Here is a 21,856-nt window from a genome sequence, read left to right on the forward strand (position 1 = left end):
GATCTGCCCCCCACCACTGCGGACAGTATGCGTGGCCAGCACCCGGGGGCGGCCCCGACAGACCGCCCTGGGCCGGTCGGTGGCGTCTGCCCGCCCAAGGCCGTCCCTTCCTGACCAGCAAGGCGGCGGCTCAGCGGATCGCATGCTTGCGCGGCACCCGCCGACGAAATGCTGCGCGCGGCAACGGCCCGTTGCTGGCGAGACACGGGCGAAGGGCGACCACTAAGGACCAGTAACCAAGGAGAATGATGACGAGACCGCTTCGTACCAGCAGACGCGTGAGCATAGTGATGGCTTTACTGCTCGCGCTCATGGGTGTCATGGCCCCAGCAGCGTGGTCCGCGGCCCCCGCCGCGAAGGACAACGCACCGCGGGACCTGTCGACCGTGGTCGCAGATCATGCGAAACGTGGTGCGGCCTCCGCGTGCTACGGCAACGTGGTGATCACCTCGCGGGCCAACGGCCGACTGGTCTCCGCCGAACTGGGCTACGGCGGCGACAGCTACGCCATGCTGCGGGCCCGCGCGACCGCCGTGGGGCCGTGGGAACTGTTCACCGTGTGCTTCAACGACTGGTACTGGACCGTGCAGTCACAGGCCAACAACCTGTACGTCTCCGCTGAGCTGGGTTACAGCGGCGACAACAACGGAATGCTGCGAGCACGTGCGACCGCGATCGGCCCCTGGGAGCGGTTCTCGCTCAGCTCCTGCGGCCAAGGGTGCACGACCATCACCTCCATGGCCAATGCCTCCCTTGTCTCCGCCGAACTGGGCTACGGCGGCGACAGCTACGCCATGCTGCGGGCCCGCGCAACCGCAGTAGGCCCCTGGGAGCAGTTCACCACTCCGTTCTGATCAGGACGCGTGTCTGTCGCGCAGACACCTTGAGCAGCCTCGTCGATCCTGAGCACCGGCCACGCCGCAGATGGGGGTGACGGTCGCTGACAGACGGCCCCTTTGGCCTTCAGTCGATCACGGGCACGGTGAGCAGTCAGCTCCCGGCCCGCTGTGGAGGCTGAAATTGCCCGGGACAGGCGGGAGTTGACCGTGGTCCACTGGCTCGGCGCGCGGTGGAACGGGCCGCGCGCCGACGTACGACCACGAGTCTCTGCGTCGCCCTGGCGCCGCTGCCCGAACACCGCGTATCGCCACACAATGAGCTGTTGCCTGAAGTGCTCGATTGCACCAACGGGGGTGCTGCGATGAGCAGGTGGGTCTACGTCGGTGGAGGCTCGGGGCCGAATGGGACCGGGGGCGCGGCGCAAGTACTGGGGGTGCATGCAGCCCTGCTGCCGATGGGGCAACAGGGGCGGGTGCTCTACTTCTCGGGCAGCCAGTGGGTGGAGGCCCCCTTGTGGGAGGCCATCGAGAACGAGCCGAATCCGCCGGCCGACTCCCGGTACCCCGCCGGGAAGGCCCAAATCGATCACACCAGGCTGTACGACTACGCGACCCGGCAGGTGTCCAATCCGGGCTCACCGGACGACGACCTTTTCTGCAGCGGTCACGCGTTCCGGCAGGACGGGCGGCTGGTCGTTGCGGGCGGTACACAGCACTTTCCCGACCCCACCGAAGGGGATCTGCACCACGCCCACTGGAGCGGAACACGCTCCAGCCGGCTGTTCGATCACACCGCGCAGTAGCGGGCTCAACGCGGCGCGAGCGTGACCGCGCTCTGGCGGGGCGAGCACCTGGACCTCTTCGCCACCGGCACCGACGGAGCCATCTGGAGCACCTGGTGGGAACCCGGACCCAGCTGGCAACCCTGGTTCCTCATCCTGAAGGGGCAGTTCTGGGTGTTCGCGGGACAGCTGATCCGGGATCCGGCACAGCGGGCCGCGGGCGCGCCCATGGGCGGCGGGCGGTGGTACCCCACGCTGGTGACACTGGCGGACGGCGGTGTCTTCGCACTGACGGGGCATCCGCTGATCGGGAAGTACGGGGACCGGTCCTACGACTACGACGAGCGGCACGACAACACCAAGCCGGATATCTACCGCCAGCAGAACAATTCCTGGCAGGGCGTCGACAAACAGCTCGGTGGATGTCATGGACAAGAGCCTCTGCTACAGCCCCGGCGGTAAACAGGTCACGCGCGCGTTCACCGGGCCACAGGCGATCGACGGCATGTACCTGGACCGCTTCTTCACCAGTCAGCCCACCACCTCCGTGCTGCTGCCGTTGCACCACGAGGAGAACTACCGTGCACGGGTCCTGGCCTGCGGTGCCCAGCAGGCCGTCGTCACCGACCTGGGGGCCGCCAACCCGCAATGGGTGACCACGGCGGCGCGCGCTTTGACCGACCCCGCCTCGGGCCGGCCGCCTGTGCGCTACTTCTGCACCGCTACCCTCCTGCCGACGGGGGACGTGCTCGTCTCCGGGGGTGTCACCAAGGAGGAGTACAAGGAGGCTGACGGAGTCCGCACGGCCGAGCTGTACCACCCGTCGGCCAACGGCGGCAGCTGGAGCACCGGCGCGGTCGCGGCCGAGACCCGGGGGTACCACTCCGTCGCGCTGCTCACCCCGGACGGCCGCGTGTGGACGGCCGGCTCACAGTTCAACGACAAAACGATCCCGAACCTGTCCATCGAGCTGTGCGAGCCCGACTATGTGGCGGTCGCCGACTGGGTGACCATCAAGTCCGCGCCGGGTGCCCTCGGTTATGGCCAGGTCTTCCGGGTCGACTACACCCCGGCCTCCACCGCCACTCCCATCGCGAAGGTCGTCCTCATGCGGTGCGGCTCCGTGACGCGCTCCTTCGACGGCGACCAGCGGTACGTAAGCGTGCCCTTTACCGGAGCAAGCTCCACGCTCACCGTCACCGCCCCGCCGGACGGCACGGTGGCACCTCCCGGCTCCTACATACTCTGCCTCATCCTGGCCGCCGTGCTGCCGGCCGCCGGCGTCTTTGCCGTCCGGCAGGGCCCGGCGGCGGGCTTTCTCCCCCAAGCCACCTGGGGCGGCTGGCGGTCCCAAGAGGTGCTGCACTGGTCGGCGCACATCCGTGTCAACACGTGGGCGCACGCCGCCGAGGCGGAGATCCACATGGGCAAAGCCGAGTCGATCACGCTCAAGGCATACGGCGAGGACGCCCACGGCACCACGAACATGGACCCCACTGCCTTCACCCTCACCCCCGACGGGAAGCTCACCGGGCACGAACTCCCCGCCGCCGATGGGCACTTGGCGGAGTGACCGCTCGACTGCGGGGTTCACTCGTAGACCCGGACGCGTCGGCCGGCCTGATCTGCGGGTGTCGGCAACCCCGAACGCCTCTCTGGACTACCGGGCTCGACCGACTCCACGAAGCCCTCACGACCGCGGTTGGCCACCGGCATTTGCCGTGTCCAACTACTTGGGACTGGCCCCGCGTCGATTCGTCGGCGAGAACGCCTTCATTGATGCTCCCTGGCCGGATCGGCCCGTATGGGGGCGACCCGCCGACCGGTTCCAACAAGCGTGGCAACCCGGCCGCAGCTGCCAACAAGACTGTCCCGCCGGTTCCGACTCCGCTGGCCTGCAAGGTGAAGGAGCGCAGGTCGTCGCACTCTTTCGGGTCCGCCTACCGTGTCACGGCACGGCGTGGTCCAGGCCCCGGCCGGCCCGACAGCCCGCGCCCGTCCCCACGGCCGCCCGGGAGCGGACGCCCCTCGATACGCAGGCGGCAGGACCCAGCATCCCCGCAGTGGCTTTGCGGTCGACTCGCAGGTTCACCTCACCGCGACAGCCTGGAAGTGACCGCTTGAAGTGCTGGGCCGCGGAAATGACCACCTGGCCGAGGACGATCGTGTTCGCAACTGTGACCGAACAATCCACGCCGTTATCGGCTTGGCCACATCTGTTCCTGCGCGGCAGCCGGTACCGCCGCGATGGTAGGAGACCTGCGCTGATTGGCGTCCGGCCATCCTTCAGCGCGCCCGCGAGAGAGGAAGTCCGCACATGGCTCCGATCCCGATCAAGCCCGGCAAGTACAAGATCCACGCGCACATCATCGGCCCGACCTCCCTCCTGACGGCCACCGAGTACGCAGTCAAGTACGGCGCTCCTGTCATCACCGACCGCTTCAACCCGCTCCCGATCGAGCAGGAGTGGGTCATCGACGCCGCCGACCACGAGGTGGTCGGGTCGCCGTACGTCATCCACCTCGCGTACCACCCGGCTGCGGGCCTCGTCGTCCCCGAGGACAAGCTCTTCGTGAACAGTGTTCCGCGCGCCGAGTGGGCGAAGTTCACGTTCGAGCGGGTCATCGGAGGCGTCAAGATCCTTTCGGAGAAGGGGCTCGCCCTGCGGGCCGGGCACCGCGGCGCGCAGATCGCACTCGTGCCGCCCCAGCCCGAGTTCCAGGAGACCTGGACCCTGGAGTACGTGGGCCCGATCGCCGACACCGAGGAGTAACACACCACCATGGGGTGGCCGGCGGTCACACCACCGGCCACCCCACCGCCGCTCCCTCGCGGCCATCTTCAGAGCGATGCAGGTCTCTGGCGGCCAGAGCGTAGCCGCCCCAACGGGAACGCACGCCGGCCCGCAGCTCGGGGCAGCACCGCCCTCCTGAGTGCCCGGCGTATCCAACGACAACTTCGGGTCCCTGGCCCTCCGGGCTTGCCCGGCCCCTTATTATGTCAGTATGACGATTACGAAGGCGGAGATCGTCGTCGCCGCCGAACGCATTGCCCGCATCCTGTACGGGCGACAGGACGCGGAACTGCTGGTCGGGTTCGAGCGCAGGTATGACTCGGGTCCGTGGGTGGAGGTCCGCGACGGGGTCATTCACTACATCGTGCAGGAGCGGGGGTATGAGCATCCCCACAATGTCTACGATGATCTTGATGAGTTCATGTACGTGGTCACTGAGCAAGCCACGAGCTACATGGGCCGGTCGTGGGAGTCCAAGCACCGTGAAGAACCGCCGGAAGACCGGGACCCCCGCATCGGATGGCTGGCCAAGCAGATCCAGCTGATGCGGCGCGTGAACCCGGCATGGGCGGAACGGTTGAGGGCGAGCCTCGCGGAATGGCCCGACATCAGCCTTGAGGACATCGACACCCACCCCGTGGATTGACCCTGCGCCGCGGGGAGCGGAACGCCGGTGGCCCCCACCCGGACGAGCCGGGTGGGGGCCACCAAACGTTGACGTCACCCCGCGGGGCGGTCCGCTAGTCAAAGATCTCCACGATGTACTTGTTCTTCAGGAGCCAGTGGACGTTGACGGTCGAGGGCAGCTTGTACTGGATACCGCCGCCCGGCTGCTCGAACCACGGTGCGATCTTGCCGCCCTGGATGTCGCCGTGCACCCGCGCGTCCTCCGTCGTCCAGTCCTTGATCCACTTGTAGACGTGGTAGCCGCCCCTTTCGTCGACCTTGGCGACGACATTGTCCGGCGGCAGGGCCCGCTGGCTGTACGGGGTGCCGTCCCTCGGAGCGAGGAACCCCCCACCCCTGACCGCACCCTTGGCGTCGATGAAGCCCTCTCCGCCGAAGCGGTCCATGAACTCACCCTTCACCGGATAGTGCGGCTTGAACGCACCCTGGAACCCGTCGGGGAACCCGGCGGCCTCGGTGGGGTACTTCATCCCCCACTCTTCGCCCTTGGTCCAGTACTTGTGGAACCACTCCTCGATGGTCAGGTTGCCGAACGGCTTGTAGTCGTTCATCAACGGCTTGGCCTTCGCGGGCAGGCCGTCGAGCTGCGTCGGCAGGTCGACGATCTTGCTGAAGGAGGCCGCGAGACCGCCGGTCTTGTCGGCCTTGACCGCAGAGTCGATGATCGAATTCAGAGCCTTGGCGTACTGGTTGGTGGCCACGCCGGCCTTGAGGTCGTTCAGGGCAAGCTTGGCCTTGGCGATCTGCTCGGCCGTGAAGTTGACCTCGGCGAGGGGGTTGTCGACAACCTTCGCGGAGCTGCCGATCCGGCCCAGCGTGACGAGTGAGCCCAGCTGCATGCCGGTGTCGGCGCACTGGTCGGCCGTGGCCCGGGCGATCGGCGGGGAGGCGACGACGGGGGGCTGACTGGTGTCACCGGAGACGCACTGCATGAAGATTTTCGGGAGGTCCCCGAGCGTCTGACCGATGAACTTGTCCCAGCCGTCAGTGATGCGGTTGTACGTGCGGCTGAACTCTTCGGTCTGCGACTCCGAAGAGAATCCGGTCCAGCGGATGTCCTTTTCGGGGCACTTGCTGCCGATGTCCGAGGGGACGTTGGGGGCGGTGCAGTAGAACGTGTCGACGCTCAGCACGTAGTCGAGGCGGAACTTCTGCGTGCAGTGCAGGGCCCCCTCACACCCGCCGACCGTCGACACGGTGGGGTTGTTGTTCGGGGTGCGGTCGTCATACACACGGGCGGCCATGAACTCGCGCGGCACACCGTAGAAGCCGTTGTCCGGCAGGACGATGGAGTTGCGGTGCAACTGCTCCAGGGCGGCTGCGGCTCCACCGTCGCTTCCGCCGCCGAGGCCGTGGGCCTTGATATCGGCGATCTTGGCTTGCTCGCGGTCGTAGCTCGCGAGGGCTTCGTTGGCGAGCTGCTGCCACTTCGCCTTCACATCGGCGGGAACGTCATCGCCCCGGTTGCCGGAGTCGCCGCCGTTGTTGTCGGAGCCGTTGCCGGTGAACGTGATGGGAACGGTGGCGGAGGTTCCGGTGTCGTGCGCGGTGCGGACGTTGAGGGTGTGGGAGGTCGTGATGGGGGCGCCGGGGCGCAGGCCGGTGTCGACAGTCACCGACGTCTTGCCCGCGGCGTCCACCCGCTGCCACGCCCCGTTGTCCAGCTGCCACTCCACCCAACGGGCCTTGTGGCCGGCGGGCAGGGTGACGGTGAACTCGCCCGGCTTACCGTTGCTCGCCACACCGGACGGCTCCACCGGACGGTCAACCGGCGCGGTCACCTTGAACTTCGACCACGGGGACCAGTCCGTCTCGTACGCACTGCCGTCGTAGGCCGAGGAGCGGACGAGGTACGTCCAGCCGTCCTTCAGCTTCCCGTTCGGGACAGTGACAGAGGTCGGGGTGCCGGAGGCGGTGAACCCGGAGACGAGCACGCCCCACTGGTTGTCGTCGGTGAGGCTCACCTTGGACCCGGCGCTGCCGTCCGCCTTGACGGTCCACACCTCGAAGGTGCTGGTCGTCTTGTTCCCGTCCGGATCCACAACAGTGTTGCGGAGGGTGGGAGTCAGCGTATTCGTCTGCCATACGCCCGAGGTCTGCTTGAAGGGCGGGCCGACCTCCGGCCCCTTGGGCGTGTTCGGCGGACGGTTGGCGCTGACCGCGGCGCTGAATCCGGCTCCAGCTCCGAATCCGGCGCCCGGCGCACCGAACACCTGCGGCGGGGCCGCTGAGGGCCGCTCGCCGCTGGGGGCGGTAGCCGTCGGCGGGTCGTCGATGCCGGCGGCGGTCGCCACTCCGGAGCCAAGAGCGATGACCAGGGCCGTGGTCACGGCGACGGACGCTCTCCTCGCTCTGGAGGCGGGTATCAAATGTCTGAAACGACTGAGAGGGTTCACACAGATCCGTTCATATACACCTTCGCGTGATGCGTACGCGCCACGCGGTACTGGACAGTAACTATTGGTCCAGACCAATGCTATGACCCCGGTCACTCACGCGATAAGTCAACTACGCCCCATTTGCGGCCGTTTACCAATCCGCTTGAACTGCAGATACGAGGTACGAGCCATGGGAGCCCCAACCGAACCACCTCGTCGCTTCCAGTCGCCTTCGAACCGCGCCTGAATGCTGGGGTGTTCACCGCCGGGGCCTCACCGTCGGGCGCGTTCGCTCCGCGCTCGGAGGTCCACTTGAAGCGTTCGTCCACGCTGTCAGCCGCCCACAGCATCGCCGGCTCCCGCAGCGCGGTCAGGTTTCCCGCCCGGAAGTAGTTCGCCAGGGTCGCGTCCCCTTCTCGGGTGCGTAGATGTTGCCGTGCGCCATGCGGCGGCGCAGTGCCCCGGCGGGCACGCCGACCAGCTCGATTTCGTGGGTGCGGCGCACCACGTCGTCGAGGACGGTTTCCTGGTGAGTCACCTGCCCAGACGGCGCGACATCCTGGCCCTCGACGAGGCCTGATTCCAGTGCCCCGCGTCAGGCAATGTTCGCCCTCTGCCTTGCAAGGCAATGCAATTGGGGGACTTGATGTACGGCGGCATGCGGTGCGCTCTTGACAGTCGCTTCACGGTCGGGCGGGATGGTGGGTGCGCATCGGGCGCGGCTGTCGAGTCGGGGGGCATGTGGTGGAAGGTGTTGGTGGTCCGGACCGTGTGGAGATACTGGAGCGTTGGGCCCGAGGCTTACAGATGCTCCATGTGGCTCACAACATCGCCTCGGAGCGATTCAATTACTGGAACCGCGTCACCGGGATCTCCACAGCCATGCTGTCCGCAGTCGTCGGTACAACGCTCTTCGCCTCTCTCTCGGCCTCCGGCCTCAGCGGGGTTCGTGTGGGAGCCGGCGCCTCCAGCCTGCTGGCGGCTGCGCTCAGTGCCGGGCAACTGGTCTGGAACTATCCCGAACTCGCCTCACGCCACCGAACAGCCGCTGTGCGCTACGCGACCCTCCGCCGACAGGTCGAACTGCGGCTGGCGAACCGGGACCAAGTGACCGAGGCAGACCTCGACGTCACATCGACCGAGTGGGAGGAGATCGAGCAGTCTGCCCCACAGCTGCCGATCGGTGTCCGCCGCCGCGCCAGGAAAGAGACCTCCAGAGTCCCGCTACGTGCCTGAACTCCGCGCCTCAGGCTGTTGCGGTGTCAGAACGAGTGCGGGTGCGTGAGATAGATGATGGCGACGGCCGGCTGCTGCGGATCATCCGCAGAGGCTCCGGGTAGGTGGTTGACGTCATCAGCCGCGAGGGCCTGCGCATCCTGCTCCGCGAGGAGGGCGTCTCGTTTCAACGCGTGAATCCCTGGAAGGACCTCCCGCGACCCCGACTCACCTCCAAGAAGGCTCGCGTCGAGCACCTCTACGCCATCGCCGACGGCGAGGTCCTAACCGGACCGGTCGGAGGATGTGGCCGACGGCGAGGCCTGGACGCCGGCAGCGGTCCAGGCCGTCCGCTTCGAAGTGAGCACTGTCGGTGGACGGATCAGAGGCCACCATGGTGGGTCCGCCGGGGGCATGTACGTGAGCAGAAGGCGGTCGCCGTCTTCGGTTTGCATAGAGTTGTGGGCGCTGCCTTCGGTTCGCTCACGCGGTCTTTCGGTTTCTCTTCGCTCGCTTGGTGTCCGGGTCGGGTGAAGACCAGCGCGTCCTCGTGTTGCACGACGGAGAGGGGGATTCCGCGTTGGCGGGCGTCGCGGACGTTCTTCATCTGGAAGAACGAGGGGCGGGTGATGAGTTGGCCGTTGCGGATGCCGGCGAGGGGGGCGACGCAGCGTTCGGTGGGAGTGAGTCCGGCTGCTCTGCCTGCGGCGAGGACGGCGGTGGGCAGGTCGATGAGTTCGCCGCGTTCGCGCCAGGGGCGGGTGGTGATGATGACGGTGCCACCTGGGCGGAGCAGGGTGCGGCACTGGGTGAGGATCTCGGTGAAGGCGTCCAGGAGGCGGTCGGTGGAGACGTGGGCGAGGCCGTCCGGGTCGCGGCTGTAGCGGAAGTCCTTTTTAAGCACGCCGAGTTCACCGGTCTCCCTGCTGGAGCGGACCTGTCCGTGGACGCTGGGCCCGTACGGCGGTGAGGTGACGACCAGGTCGACCGTGCCTCGGACGGTGTGGGGCAGGAGACTGGTCAGGTGGCGGGCATCACCACCGTGGACGGCGCCGGTGCCGGTGGCGCCTGCTTGTGCGGCGGACGTGACGTTGAGGCGGGCGAGGTCGGCCCACTGGGGTTCGTACTCGACACCGAGTACGTGGCGGCCGAGGTGGACGGCCTCGACGAGGGTGGTGCCGATGCCGCACATCGGGTCGAGGACGAGGTCGCCCGGGCGGGTGTAGGTGCGGATGGCGTGGGCGGCAATGCCTGGGTGCATCTTCGCCGGGTGGGCGGCCGAGCCCGGCACGTAGCGGCCCTTGCGCTGGGCGGGGGCGGAGGTGGGGGCGGTGTTCCACAGCGAGACGGGCGAGGGCATGGCAACTCCTCCGGTGTTCAGGCGGGGTGGATCGCGGCCAGGACGACGAGGTCGCTGTGCAGGACACCGGGGCTGGCGTCGGCGGGCGGCCCGGGTACGAGCCGGTCGTCGGCGGGGTGGGCGTGGGCGATGACGATGTGTTGGAGGTAGCGGAACCCGGCCGTGCGTGCGCCGACGATGAGTGAGCCGGGCGGGTCGGTGGGGATTCCGCCGTCGCGGCGTTGGCGGGTGGCCAGCAGGAGGAGTCCGTCTTTCGGCAGGAGTCGGTGAGCGCGGTGGAAGAAGCCGGGCCAGCCGTTCTCCATGGCTCCGGGCATCTCGTTCGCGGCTGTCGAGAGTACGTCGTTGGGGGTGGGCAGGGCGTCGGGGTGGAGTTCGGCGAGCAGGACGGGTGCCTCGCTGCTCGTGCTGTTGGCGTAGGTCGTGCAGAGGGCGCGCGCATCCATGCCGGGTGCGGTGTCGTGGATCTGGATGGTGAGCAGAGGTGCGGGCGCCGCGTCCGGACGGTGGGTGTACTCGGTGCGGATCCTGTCGGACGCCCAGGCAGGCAGAACGCTGCCGGGGGTGGGTGCGGTGTCCGGCTGGTCGGGGGCCGGAGCCAGATGGTGGTCGGCAGGGGGTGAGAGGTAACTCGGGGGCGGGAAGGTGTGATGGCCATGGGCGGGTGGCGCCCGGGGCGGGGCCGGTCCGACTGGTGCTGACGTGAAGTAATAGGGGCGCGGCCGGGCGAGATTGTCATGGCCGTCAGCGGCGTGTGTCCTTTGCCGTCACATCTGTCCTCCGCGTCGTGCGCCTGCCTGCCCCCTACGGTTCCGTGTCGGCGAACGCAGTCACCGCAGGCCGGGCGCCGGATGACCATGCTGTCCCCCTCCCCCGGGCGGCCGCGTTCTCCCTGCTGTCAGGGGGAGGGTTTCGGCGTTCGGCGGGAAGCGGTTCCTGTCCGGAGGGCCGACGATTTCGTCGAGCTCGGTGAAATAGTCGGAGGTCGTGGTGTCGGCCACCACATGCACCGCTCAGTCGGCCTGACATCACCGTCCGGGTTGCTCACCCACGCTGCCCGCTCAGGCCGGGGCCGAGTGGTCAGTTCGAGCCAGTGCGCCGCTAATTGCGGCGGAACCGTGGCCCAGAGAGCACGGGTAAGCGGAGGTGCGTTGAGGGGGTGCGTCGTGTGGGACGGGTGGCAGGCCTACATGCGGGGGAAGCCTGTGGTTCCTGGAACGAGGAACCTGATCAATACATCGCGAATTACGCCCATTTAGGCCAATGCCCAACCTGCCGGCGCAGCAGTCTCCAGACCCGCGTGCTCCGCGATGTCTGTGCCGTCCCGCCGGGGGCTGGGCGGGAGGCTGGACTGCGGGTGGTGGGCTCGCTGTCCGCCGTGGCCTGTGCCGCGGGCGGACCCGCAGAAGTCCTTGTTGTGACCGTCGGCGCCACCGGTATGGATGCGGCTGTCCGGTGCCCTGGTCCGGCCGGCGGGGTAGTAGGTGTGCCAGATCCCGGGGACTGGTCAGGCCCCGGGACCCTTGGGGGGACTCTCTAACGTGATCTTGCGCCGGGTTCAGCGACTCGGTGCAGCCCCAGCCCCCCTGCTTCCCTCACCCGGCCCGTTGCGGGCCCGGTGAGGGGTGGGCGCCGCCGCTGTCCGTTCAGCTTGTCGCGTCGGCGGTTGAGGGGTCAGAGGAGCTTCTGCGGGCCCTGGTACTGGTCGACGGGTGCGAGGTTGCAGGCGGACTTGGGGCCGCCGAAGGCGTGGCCGCCGATGCCCTCGCCCTCGGGCAGCGGCACCGCGCAGCGGAGATCGATGTTGATGAGCGAGGCGCCGTAGGTGTTGAGGATGCCGCCCGCGTCGCCGGTGATGGCGGTGTTGCCGTTGCGGGTGCCGAAGTCCGAGGCACTGTCGCCGCTCGCGGTGGCATCGATGCCGGTCCCGGTGGTACCGGTTCCAGGCAGGGTGGTTCCGGTGCCGGGCAGGGTGGTTCCGGTTCCAGGCAGGGTGACGCCGGTGCCGCTCGTGCCAGTACCGGTCCCGGGCACAGTGGTACCGGTACCGCTCGTGCCCGTGCCGGTCGTGCTGGTGCCGGTCGTGCCGGTGCCGCAATTGCAACTGGTGCTGGTGCCGGTGCCGCTCGTCGTGGGCCCCTGCGCGGCATAGGCGGCGAGGAGGCTCTGGAGTGCACTGGTGGGAATCTGGACCGTGGTGGTGGGGGGCGGGGTGTTGGCCTGAGGCTTCGGGGTGTTTGCCGAGGCGGGCATGGCAATGGCCATGGTTGCGGCGGTGGCGAAGGCCGCGCTGGCGAGAATCTTCTTGATCACGGTGATGCTCCCAATTCGGTGGGGTGCCAAGGGGTGACAAGTCCTGCGGACAACCTGTCACTCTTGGAACGAGAGCATGCAGAAAACGTCACTAACTATGCACATTCAGACCAATATGCAGGAGTGGGGGCTGGTGCGCTTGCTGTCCGTGCCTCCCCGGGTCCGCGGGGGGGGTGTTGAGCGATTCTCGATCTGATCACGTACTCGGGGGATGGCGACCTTCACGGTGACTACGGCCTTCGAGCCTCACGTTGACGTTCGTGTACGACGACACCGTGCACATCAGCTGACCTTCCCCGGACTGCCCTTTGTGGCGGTGTTGCTCGCCGTCGACATGCTGTCGCGGGTCTTCGTTCGGGTGAGCTGTGGGTCCGGCAATACGGGGCCACATAAGCGAAGGGTGCCGACTCTTGTTGAGTGACCGCGATCCCGCAGAGTGATCAGGCCGCGCGACCGCGGCCACTGAACAAGAGCCGGCCCCCAAAGAGAATGCCCTTGGCCACCGATGGCACCGGTATGGGCGCGTATATCCGGTGCCCGGGTCCGGCCGGCGGGAGGGTGCCCGGTCCCGAGGCCGTGTCCGGACCCCGGGACCCTTGGGCACTCCCTATCGTGACCTCGCGCCGGGTTAAACCGCTCGTCGCGGCCCGGGTCACCCTGATTCCCCCGGCCAGCCCAGTGCGGGCCCGGGAGCCGTGCGAGGTGCTGTCCGTTCGGCCTGTCGCAGCGGTTCTTGTGGTGCCGACGACCCACATCCCTGAGCCATGCGTCGTGGCCCCGGCCGTCCAGGGCGGTCCGTCCTCAGCGGTCTGTTCGGTGTGTGATTTCGGTGTGTGATGCGGAACGACGCTCTCCAGCCGGCAGCCCCTGGGCGGGCGCACGGCCCCCTGCGCGGGCAGGGGGCCGTGCGTCAGGCGCGGCAGTTGAGAGGCTGTCAGAGGAGCTTCTGCGGGGCCTGGTACTGGTTGACGGGTGCGATGTTGCAGGCGGCCTTGGGGCCGCCGAGGCCGTGGCCGCCGATGCCCTCGCCCTCGGGCAGCGGCACCAGGCAGCGGCCGTCGACGTTGGCGAACGAGGCGCCGTAGGTGTTGCCGATGCCGCCCGCCTCGCCGGTGATGGAGGTGTTGCCGTTGCGGGTCCCGAAGTCCGTGGCGTCTGCCGAGGCGGGGGCTGCGACGGCCATCGTTGCGGCAATGGCGAGGGCCGACCCGGCGAGAACCTGCTTGATCACGATCATGCTCCCATTCGGTGGATCAGAGGGGTGACAGGCCCGCCTGGGGGCAGTGACCTGTCCCCCCTGGAACGAGGAACGTGCATAACACGTCACAAAGTGCGCTCATTCAGACCAACACACAGGAGCGGGGCAGGTGCCGGTGTGCCTGCTGTCCGCGGGCGGCACCCGAAAGCGAGCGTCTGGCCGCCGGGACCACCGGCAGGACGTGTATGTCCGGTGCCCGGGTCCGGCCCGGCGGGGTGGTGAGTGTGCCGGTCCCGGGGGCCGTGTCCGGACCCCGGGACCGTGTGCATCTCCATCGGGTTCAACGGCTCTGCGCAACCCTGGTCGCCCCGCCTCCCTCGCCCAGTCCTTCCCGCGCCCGGCAAGTCGCGTCAACTGCTGTCCGTTCAGCTTGTCGCGTCGGGCTTTCTGGTTGGACACCCACACCCCGAGCCGCACCCGCTCTCAGCGACGAAGCCCTGTCGATGTTCGCGGGTCGCCACGGTCGGGCAACCCGACAGCCCGTCAGGCGGCCGTGGCCTGGGCGTGCTTGAGGGTGCGGAGGATGAGCCACTGGTCGCCCCAGGCCATGGCGGTACCGATGACCGCCATCATGATGCCGAGCGTGAGCTGCCCGGCAGCCGCCCCGAGCGCGAGACCGGCGACACCAAGCCCGTACCGGATGACGAACCGAACGGCGAGGAGCCCGAGCGCGAGGAACCGGGTCCGCTTGTTCTTCCACAGCGACTTCATGTACCGGATCCGCGCCTTGAGGACGGTGAAGGCGAGCACGATCTGCACGATCGCGACCACCGGGATCAGCGCGTAGAGGACGGGGTAGGCGCGAGCGATGTCGAAGATCCCGGCGAAGAGCCCGACCAGCGGGAAGTACCAGTTCGGCAGCCCCTTGAGCACAACACCGTCAGTGGCGGCACCCTGGGCCTCTACCTGGACCGACGTCTCCATCACGACCGTGGCGCTCATGGCGTTCCCCTCAACCTTTTCCCACCAACCGCCGGCTCTTGCCGACATCTCTGATCCTGCCGTTGGGGACGGCGCGGGCGGCAGAGTGAAGCGTCCTGACTGCCACGGGACAAATGTCATCGGCGCCGCACAGCCCGACGCGTCAAGGCTGGGGGCGCTCGGCCGCCTCAAGCGGGTCGGTGGGGGTCTCGCCAAGCTGCGGGTTGAGCACGTCGAGGGCGTCGAACTCGGCACGCTGGAGGAGGTATTCAGCGTTCGGGAAATACGGGCGGTGGCCGCCGGTCGAAGCGTTGCCGTGCACCGCGCCGCCCGCTGAGGGGACGGCCGCCTCGGTTACGACCGCCTACCCGACGTGGTCGGTGTGCAGATGCGTGAGCACCGCGGTGTCGACGTCGGCCGGGTCGATGCCCGCGGCGGCGAGCGACTCGGGGAGCGCGCCGGGCACGGGCGCCCACGAGGCGGCCGGGCGTCCGCGTCAACCGTGCCCGGGTCGTAGCGGTCGGCCTCGGCCCACTGAGCGGGTGGCCTCAGGGAAGGCCCCGGCACACGGGAGAAGAACGGGCCCTCGCCGTCGGTCAGGGCAATGATCTCGGTCGAGCCGATCCGGAGGCGGGGAATGTTGAGGGACGTGGCCGCGATCCTGCCACGCCTGGATCCACACCCGACTGCCTTTTCAGGGCGGCACTCCATAGCGGGTGGCGATCTCGGTGGCACGGTTGCGCAGGGAGGTGCGCAGCCGCTGGGGGCCAGGGCTTCCGCGTTCGTGGCGAGCTGCCACAGCACCCATTCGGCGTGTCTCGAATCTTGGAAGATCACGTTCATCCGCAGCCAGCCGTCGGCGTCGGCTTCTTCGGCGCAGACGGCCAGCACGGTGCCCACCAGGTCCTCCCGGCGTGCCGAGTTGACCCGTACCAGCACGGCGACTTGGTCGCCGCCGGTCCGAAACTGCGTATTGCGTTCCTGCCAGGCCCGGTCCAGATCGACCCTGTCCGGACGCTGCGCGGGTTCATCGAGTTCCTCAGCGGCCAACACCCGGGACAGCCGGTAGGTGCGGTCGGCGCCCGACCTCGTGGCCAGGAGGTAGCCCTGATCGCGTACGGTGACCAGGCCGATCGGGTCCACCGTGCGCCACTTCGGGGTCTGGCCCACAGCCGCGTCGTGGACACGCAGCTTGTGTCCGGCGAACACCGCGCGCCGCCCGCCTCTGTCGAACGATCTGAAACTCGTCGGCGGGCGGCGGGTGAGACAGGTGTCGCGCGCCCTCCGAGGCGGCGTCGATCCGGAGGGGCGTCACATTGTAGGCGGTCAACGGCCCTCGAACCTCTGGCATTTCCCGCAGTCTTTCGTCATGAGGATGGGGGCGCGCGGCGGCTCGGGCCGATGACGGACAGCCCGCGACTCCCACCGGGACGGCCCCGCGGGGAAAGTCTTGTTGGCGAAGATCGGGGAACTATCAGCGTGTTTGACAACCAGCAGAACCAGCATCTGTCGCGGCGCCGTCTGCTCGGAATGGCAGCGCTCAGTAGCGCCGCCGTCGCCGGGATGACCACTATTTCCGCCGCCCCGCGTGCCGCGGCCGCCGAAAAGCGGAGTCCGCGGGCCGACAGCGGCTCGTTCGTACCCGCCGTGGTGATCGGTACGGGATACGGCGCCGCGGTATCCGCGTTGCGGCTCGGCGAGGCCGGGATTCCGACGCTCATGCTCGAAATGGGCCAGCTGTGGAACAAGCCCGCGGACGACGGCAACGTCTTCTGCGGAATGCTCACGCCCGACCGCCGGTCGAGCTGGTTCAAGTCGCGCACCGAGGCCCCGCTGGGCTCGTTCCTGTGGCTCGATGTGATCAACCGGGACATCACCCCGTATGCGGGAGTGCTGGACAAGGTGCACTTCGACCAGATGTCGGTGTACGTGGGGCGGGGTGTCGGCGGCGGCTCGCTGGTCAACGGCGGCATGGCCGTCGTACCGAAGCGCGCGTACTTCGAGGAGGTGCTGCCGCACGTGGACGCCTCGCAGATGTACGAGCGGTACTTCCCGCGCGCCAACTCCATGCTCAAGGTGAACCACATCGACCAGGGCTGGTTCGAGAAGACGGACTGGTACAAGTTCGCGCGGGTCTCTCGCGAACAGGCGGGCAAGGCGGGCCTGAGCACCACCTTCGTCCCCAACGTCTACGACTTCGGCCACATGCGACGCGAGGACGCCGGTGAGGTGCCCAAGTCCGCGCTGGCGGGCGAGGTCATCTACGGCAACAACCACGGCAAACAGAGCCTGGACAAGACCTACTTGGCCGCCGCGCTCGGCACCGGCAAGGTCACCATCGAGACCCTGCACCAGGTAAAGGCGATCCAGCAGCAGCCGGACAGCAGCTACGTACTGTCCGTGGACCAGATCGATGCCGACGGGAAGGTCGTCGGCCACAAGGAGATCGCCTGTCGGCATCTGTTCCTCGGCGCCGGCAGTCTCGGCTCCACCGAGCTGCTGGTGCGCGCCCGGGACACCGGTGCGCTGCCCGAGCTCAACTCCGAGGTCGGCGCGGGCTGGGGCCCCAACGGCAACATCATGACCGGCCGGGCCAACCACGTCTGGAACCCCACCGGTGCCCACCAGTCGTCGATTCCCGCCCTGGGCATCGACGACTGGAACAACCCCGCCGCCCCGGTCTTCGCGGAGATCGCGCCGATGCCGGCCGGCCTGGAGACCTGGGTCAGTCTCTATCTGGCGATCACCAAGAACCCCGAGCGCGGCACCTTCGTCTACGACAAGGCCAGCGACCGGGCGGTGCTGCGCTGGACCCGGGACCAGAACAGGCCCGCGGTCGACGCCGCGAGGTCGCTCTTCGACCGGATCAACAAGGCCAACACGACGATGTACCGCTACGACTTGTTCGGGCCGCAGCTGAAGAACTTCTCCGACGACTTCTGCTACCACCCGCTCGGCGGCTGCGTCCTGGGCAAGGCCACCGACGGGTACGGCCGGGTCGCCGGCTACCGCAACCTCTATGTCACGGACGGCGCGCTCATCCCGGGGTCCATCGGAGTCAACCCCTTCGTGACCATCACGGCCCTGGCCGAGCGGAACATCGAGCGGATCATCGCGGAGGACGTCAAGACCGCGTCCTGAACGCTCCGCTGGAACGGCGGTCCGTTCGCTGCGGGTCGTCCGCGGCCGATCGCGCGGTTCCCGCGCCATTCGCGGGGCGCGATACCGCGGCGGGCCGATGTGCCGCCGCATGGCAGGGGTTCGCAGCCTGCCATGCGGCGTTCGCGGTGGCGGAGGTCCAGCGTCCGCCGGCACCTTGCCGCGCCGGTCTCCGGCACCGCACCCGTCTCCGGTACGGCATCGGGCAGTCGGTTCGCCCCCGCCCCGAAATGCCGGACGGGTTCTACGGATTTTCCGGTGGGCGGCGTGAGATCAAAGGGGAGTGCGGCCAGTCGATCCGCACGACAGGGTGCTCGCCGAACCCCGTCTGTCCTCGCGAAAGGGAATCCATGGAATCCGCCCGACGGCCGATCCTCTTCGTCAGTCTTCCGGAGAGTGGGTTGGCCAATCCACTGCTCGTGCTCGCCGAAGAGCTCTCCCGTCAGAACGTTCCAGATCTCTGGTTCGCCACCGATGAGCCCCGGCGCGGGGATATGAAGAGGATCTCGGTCGGGTCCGAGGTGGAGTTCGTCTCGCTGGGCGACGTGGCCACCGAGTTGTCGGCGGTGACGTGGGACGACTCGGTCTATCGCGAGGTCACTCAGCCCTCGCGTTTCAAGGCGCACCGCGCGGTGATCCGGCACTCTTACAAGCCGTGGCGGCACGAGGAGAAGTTCCGCAAGTTGGCGGCCTTCGTCGACGAGGTGCGGCCGGCGCTGATGGTCATCGACTGCATCAGTTCTTTCGGGATCGAGTTGGCGATTTCTCGGAAGATTCCGTTCGTGCTGAGTGTGCCGTTCGTGCCGAGCAATGTGCTGACGGCATTCACTCCCTTCTCCAAGGGCTACACGCCGGGGGACTTCCCCGTACCGCACACAGGGCTGCCGCACCCGATGACGCCCGTCCAGCGGATGAGCAACGCGCTCTTCAAGTGGCGGACGCTGGCGATGTTCTGCACGCCGCAGATGGGCAAGGTGGTCGCGGAGGACAACCGGCGGCGGAAGGCGCACGGGCTCGGGCCGCTCAGTCCGATGGCGCGGATCGAGCACGCCGATCTGGTGCTGTGCAATTCGATCGCCGAGCTGGACTACGCCTTCGACATTCCGGAGAAGGTGCGGCTGGTCGGTGCGATGGTGCCGCCGTTGCCGGAAGCATCACAGGACGACGTTCTCTCGCAGTGGCTGGATGAGCAGTCCTCGGTCGTCTATGTGGGGTTCGGGACGATCACCCGGCTCACCCAGCACCAGGTCAATTCCATGGTGGAGGTCGCCCGTCGGCTTGAGGGCCGGCATCAGGTGCTGTGGAAGCTGCCGTCGGAGCAGCAGCACCTGCTGCCGCCGAAGGAGTCCTTGCCGGCGAATCTCCGCATCGAGAACTGGGTGCCCTCGCAGTTGGACGTGCTGGCTCATCCGAACGTGAAGGTGTTCTTCACCCACGGTGGCGGCAACGGCTACAACGAGGGCGTGTATTTCGGCAAGCCGCTCGTGGTCCGGCCGTTGTGGGTGGACTGCTACGACCAGGCCGTCCGCGGCCGGGACTTCGGTATCAGTCTGACCCTCGACCGGCCGCGGGACATCGACGTCGACGACGTGCTCGACAAGCTCACGCGGGTGCTTGAGACCCCTTCTTTCCAGGAGAACGCGAAGCGGCTCGGTGCCCTGCAGCGTGCGGCCGGCGGCCGGGAGACCGCTGCCGAGCTGATCCTCGGGCATTCGGCCCTGGCTCCGGCTAAGGCGTAAGGCCGCGCGCACCCACATACGTACCAGGACCACGAGGAAGACCAGGAAGAGGCAGCGGATGTCTTTCAAGTACCCGGTTTCCAGGCCCGCTCTGGACGGCAGGGAGTTGGAGTATCTGACCACCACCGTCGAGGACGGCTGGATATCTTCTCAGGGCCCGATGGTCCAGAGGTTCGAGCGTGCCTTTGCCGAATACAACGGGATCGCGCACGGCGTTTCCTGTTCGTCGGGGACGGCGGCGCTCACACTCGCGCTGCGGGCATTGGGAATCGGCCCGGGTGATGAGGTCATCGTCCCGGAGTTCACGATGATCGCTTCGGCGTGGGCGGTCACCTATACCGGTGCTACGCCCGTGTTCGTGGACTGCGGGGACGATCTCAACATCGATGTCACCCGCATCGAGGAGAAGATCACGGCGCGCACGAAGGCCGTGATGCCCGTTCACATCTATGGCAGGCGTTGCGATATGGACGCCGTGATGGATATTGCCCACCAGTACAACCTGCGGGTTGTGGAGGACAGTGCCGAGGCTCACGGCATCCGTCCGGTCGGGGACATCGCGTGCTATTCACTGTTCGCCAACAAGATCATTACGGCGGGTGAGGGCGGCATCTGCCTCACCGATGACCCCAAGCTGGCCGGGCAACTGGCGCACCTGCGGGCCATGGCCTTCACCAAGGACCACAGTTTCCTGCACAAGAAGGTCGCCTACAACTTCCGCATGACGGCCATGCAGGCCGCCATCGCGCTCGCCCAGGTCGAGCGGATCGATGACATCCTCGAAACCCGGCGGGAGATCGAGCGGCGTTATGACGAGGGCCTTGCCGGCGTTCCTGGTATCACGTTGATGCCGCCGAGGGACGTGTTGTGGATGTACGACCTGCGGGCCGAGCACCGTGCGGAGCTGCGGGAGTTCCTGGCCGGTGAGTCGATCGAGACCCGGCTGTTCTTCAAGCCGATGAGCCAACAGCCCATGTACTTCCATCCCGACTGGCCCTCGCTCAAGGCACATGCGTTTGCCGAGGACGGGCTGTATCTGCCCACCCACACCGAACTCACGGCCGCCGACCAGGACTTCGTGATCGACAGGGTCCGCGCGTTCTACGGCGCCAGCTGACGGACCGTTCGAGAGGGGATACCGACCCATGACGCACACAGGCCCGGCCGTGCCGCGGACCTGCCCGGCCTCGGCCCAGGCAGGTCCGGCCACGGACACGACGGATTCGCCGATGGTCGAATTTCCGCTGCGCCAACCCGGCGTGCCGTTCCCGCCACCCCATTACACCGACTACCGCGACCAGCAGGGGCTGGTCCTCTCGCACCTGCCCGACGGCAAGCGGGTGTGGCTGGTCACCCGGCACGAGGACGTTCGCGCCGTACTGACCAACCCCAAGATCAGCTCCAACCCCGAGCACGAGGGATTCCCCAACGTCGGGGAGACCGTGGGAGTGCCCAAGCAGGATCAGATTCCGGGCTGGTTCGTGGGGATGGACTCCCCCGACCACGACCGGTTCCGCAAGGCCCTGATCCCGGAGTTCACCGTGCGGCGGGTACGGGCGATGCGGCCCGCGATCGAACGCACGGTGGAGGCGCGCCTGGACGAGATGCTGGCCGCGGGCAACACCGCGGATCTCGTCGCCGACTTCGCGCTGCCCATCCCCTCTCTGGTGATCTCCTCGCTGCTCGGAGTGCCGCCCGCGGACCGTGAGTTCTTCGAGTCCAGGACCCGCGTCCTGGTCTCCCTCCGCAACGCCACCGAAGAGCAGCGCAAGACGGCCGGCAAGGAACTTCTGCGCTACATCAACCGACTGATCTCCATCAAGGAGAAGTGGCCCGGCGACGACCTGGTGAGCCGACTGCTGGCCAACGGCGTCATCGCCCCCCATGAGCTGTCGGGCGTGCTGATGCTGCTGCTCATCGCCGGCCACGAGACCACGGCCAACAACATCGCACTCGGCGTAGTCACCCTGCTGACGCACCCACAGTGGATCAATGACGACCGGGCCGTGGAGGAGACGCTGCGCTTCCACTCCGTCGCCGACCTGGTGTCCCTGCGGGTGGCAGTCGAGGACGTGGAGATCGCCGGCCAGCTCATCAAGGCGGGCGAGGGCATCGTGCCGCTGGTCGCCGCGGCCAACCACGACGAGTCCGTCTTCGAATGCCCCCACACGTTCGACCCCTCCCGGTCCGCCCGCAGTCACGTGGCCTTCGGCTACGGCGTGCACCAGTGCTTGGGACAGAACCTGGTGCGGATCGAGATGGAGGTCGCCTACCGGAAGCTCTTCGAGCGCATCCCCAACCTCCAACTCGCCACCCCGGTCGAGGGGTTGAGCATCAAGTACGACAGCGTGCTCTACGGGCTGCACGAGCTTCCGGTCCGCTGGTAGCCGCCCGGCCCGTCCGTCCGGGGC

18 protein-coding genes and 4 pseudogenes are annotated in these 21,856 nt (G+C 67.8%); 12 read left to right on the forward strand and 10 right to left on the reverse strand.

Annotated elements, in window-relative coordinates:
* Window positions 1-278 precede the first annotated feature (278 nt).
* The 6 genes from ACSHXC_RS05130 (at window position 279) to ACSHXC_RS05155 (ending at window position 5,061) form a co-directional block, all read left to right on the forward strand.
* Entirely contained in the window at window positions 279-854 is a 576-nt protein-coding gene (locus ACSHXC_RS05130; RefSeq protein WP_438290400.1) for a fascin domain-containing protein, read from the forward strand.
* Between the two features lie 308 nt (window positions 855-1,162).
* Window positions 1,163-1,642 (forward strand): hypothetical protein, encoded by a 480-nt coding sequence (locus tag ACSHXC_RS05135; protein WP_438290401.1) that lies wholly within the window; start codon window positions 1,163-1,165, stop codon window positions 1,640-1,642.
* Between the two features lie 21 nt (window positions 1,643-1,663).
* Window positions 1,664-2,083 (forward strand): hypothetical protein, encoded by a 420-nt coding sequence (locus tag ACSHXC_RS05140; protein WP_438290402.1) that lies wholly within the window; start codon window positions 1,664-1,666, stop codon window positions 2,081-2,083.
* A complete protein-coding gene (locus tag ACSHXC_RS05145) occupies window positions 2,049-3,194 on the forward strand; it encodes a galactose oxidase-like domain-containing protein (RefSeq protein WP_438290403.1) in 1,146 nt (381 codons plus the stop codon). Before ACSHXC_RS05140 ends, ACSHXC_RS05145 begins: the two co-directional genes overlap by 35 nt.
* 744 nt (window positions 3,195-3,938) lie before the next feature.
* A complete protein-coding gene (locus ACSHXC_RS05150) occupies window positions 3,939-4,394 on the forward strand; it encodes a hypothetical protein (protein WP_438290404.1) in 456 nt (151 codons plus the stop codon).
* 232 nt (window positions 4,395-4,626) lie between these two features.
* Complete coding sequence (locus tag ACSHXC_RS05155; RefSeq protein WP_438290405.1) at window positions 4,627-5,061, forward strand: Imm63 family immunity protein; 435 nt, start codon at window positions 4,627-4,629, stop codon at window positions 5,059-5,061.
* 94 nt (window positions 5,062-5,155) lie between these two features.
* On the opposite strand, the gene ACSHXC_RS05160 is transcribed toward ACSHXC_RS05155, so the two are convergent.
* Both ACSHXC_RS05160 and ACSHXC_RS05165 read right to left on the reverse strand, forming a co-directional pair.
* On the reverse strand, window positions 5,156-7,432 hold the full coding sequence (locus tag ACSHXC_RS05160) for a TNT domain-containing protein (RefSeq protein WP_438290406.1): 2,277 nt from the start codon (window positions 7,430-7,432) through the stop codon (window positions 5,156-5,158).
* A gap of 368 nt (window positions 7,433-7,800) precedes the next feature.
* Window positions 7,801-8,018: pseudogene (locus ACSHXC_RS05165) on the reverse strand (sensor histidine kinase KdpD); the annotation flags it as partial.
* Window positions 8,019-8,251: 233 nt separating this feature from the next.
* Between ACSHXC_RS05165 and ACSHXC_RS05170 the strand changes: the two are divergent.
* Window positions 8,252-8,716: an SLATT domain-containing protein gene (locus ACSHXC_RS05170; RefSeq protein ID WP_438290407.1), complete on the forward strand. Its 465-nt coding sequence runs from the start codon at window positions 8,252-8,254 to the stop codon at window positions 8,714-8,716.
* Between the two features lie 26 nt (window positions 8,717-8,742).
* On the opposite strand, the gene ACSHXC_RS05175 is transcribed toward ACSHXC_RS05170, so the two are convergent.
* A complete protein-coding gene (locus ACSHXC_RS05175; RefSeq protein WP_438290408.1) occupies window positions 8,743-8,886 on the reverse strand; it encodes a hypothetical protein in 144 nt (47 codons plus the stop codon).
* Here ACSHXC_RS05175 and ACSHXC_RS05180 point away from each other — a divergent pair.
* Window positions 8,821-8,982, forward strand: a pseudogene (locus ACSHXC_RS05180) (IS630 family transposase); the annotation flags it as partial. The gene ACSHXC_RS05175 and the pseudogene ACSHXC_RS05180 overlap by 66 nt on opposite strands.
* A gap of 95 nt (window positions 8,983-9,077) precedes the next feature.
* On the opposite strand, the gene ACSHXC_RS05185 reads toward ACSHXC_RS05180, so the two are convergent.
* From ACSHXC_RS05185 to ACSHXC_RS05215, 7 genes and pseudogenes are all read right to left on the reverse strand, one after another.
* The gene (locus ACSHXC_RS05185; protein WP_438290409.1) at window positions 9,078-10,055 is read right to left on the reverse strand and encodes a TRM11 family SAM-dependent methyltransferase; all 978 of its coding nucleotides are present in this window, start codon (window positions 10,053-10,055) and stop codon (window positions 9,078-9,080) included.
* 17 nt (window positions 10,056-10,072) lie between these two features.
* Window positions 10,073-10,501, reverse strand: coding sequence for a hypothetical protein (locus ACSHXC_RS05190; protein WP_438290410.1), 429 nt, complete (start codon window positions 10,499-10,501; stop codon window positions 10,073-10,075).
* A 1,228-nt stretch (window positions 10,502-11,729) separates the two neighbouring features.
* The gene (locus ACSHXC_RS05195) at window positions 11,730-12,368 is read right to left on the reverse strand and encodes a hypothetical protein (RefSeq protein WP_438290411.1); all 639 of its coding nucleotides are present in this window, start codon (window positions 12,366-12,368) and stop codon (window positions 11,730-11,732) included.
* 934 nt (window positions 12,369-13,302) lie between these two features.
* Window positions 13,303-13,599, reverse strand: coding sequence for a hypothetical protein (locus ACSHXC_RS05200; RefSeq protein WP_438290412.1), 297 nt, complete (start codon window positions 13,597-13,599; stop codon window positions 13,303-13,305).
* A 510-nt stretch (window positions 13,600-14,109) separates the two neighbouring features.
* Window positions 14,110-14,568, reverse strand: coding sequence for a hypothetical protein (locus ACSHXC_RS05205; protein ID WP_438290413.1), 459 nt, complete (start codon window positions 14,566-14,568; stop codon window positions 14,110-14,112).
* A 154-nt stretch (window positions 14,569-14,722) separates the two neighbouring features.
* Window positions 14,723-15,207 (reverse strand): annotated as a pseudogene (locus ACSHXC_RS05210) (MBL fold metallo-hydrolase); the annotation flags it as partial.
* 34 nt (window positions 15,208-15,241) lie between these two features.
* A pseudogene (locus ACSHXC_RS05215) lies at window positions 15,242-15,765 on the reverse strand (helix-turn-helix transcriptional regulator); the annotation flags it as partial.
* Between the two features lie 312 nt (window positions 15,766-16,077).
* Between ACSHXC_RS05215 and ACSHXC_RS05220 the strand changes: the two are divergent.
* From ACSHXC_RS05220 to ACSHXC_RS05235, 4 genes are all read left to right on the forward strand, one after another.
* Window positions 16,078-17,688, forward strand: coding sequence for a GMC oxidoreductase (locus ACSHXC_RS05220; RefSeq protein WP_438296439.1), 1,611 nt, complete (start codon window positions 16,078-16,080; stop codon window positions 17,686-17,688).
* Between the two features lie 368 nt (window positions 17,689-18,056).
* A complete protein-coding gene (locus ACSHXC_RS05225; RefSeq protein ID WP_438296441.1) occupies window positions 18,057-19,445 on the forward strand; it encodes a glycosyltransferase in 1,389 nt (462 codons plus the stop codon).
* A gap of 58 nt (window positions 19,446-19,503) precedes the next feature.
* Window positions 19,504-20,562, forward strand: a complete 1,059-nt coding sequence (locus tag ACSHXC_RS05230; protein WP_438290414.1) for a DegT/DnrJ/EryC1/StrS family aminotransferase — start codon at window positions 19,504-19,506, stop codon at window positions 20,560-20,562.
* A gap of 112 nt (window positions 20,563-20,674) precedes the next feature.
* Window positions 20,675-21,832, forward strand: a complete 1,158-nt coding sequence (locus tag ACSHXC_RS05235) for a cytochrome P450 (RefSeq protein ID WP_438296443.1) — start codon at window positions 20,675-20,677, stop codon at window positions 21,830-21,832.
* Window positions 21,833-21,856: the final 24 nt, after the last annotated feature.

The sequence above is a fragment of the Streptomyces sp. HUAS TT7 genome, from assembly GCF_051550175.1.
GTDB lineage: Bacteria > Actinomycetota > Actinomycetes > Streptomycetales > Streptomycetaceae > Streptomyces.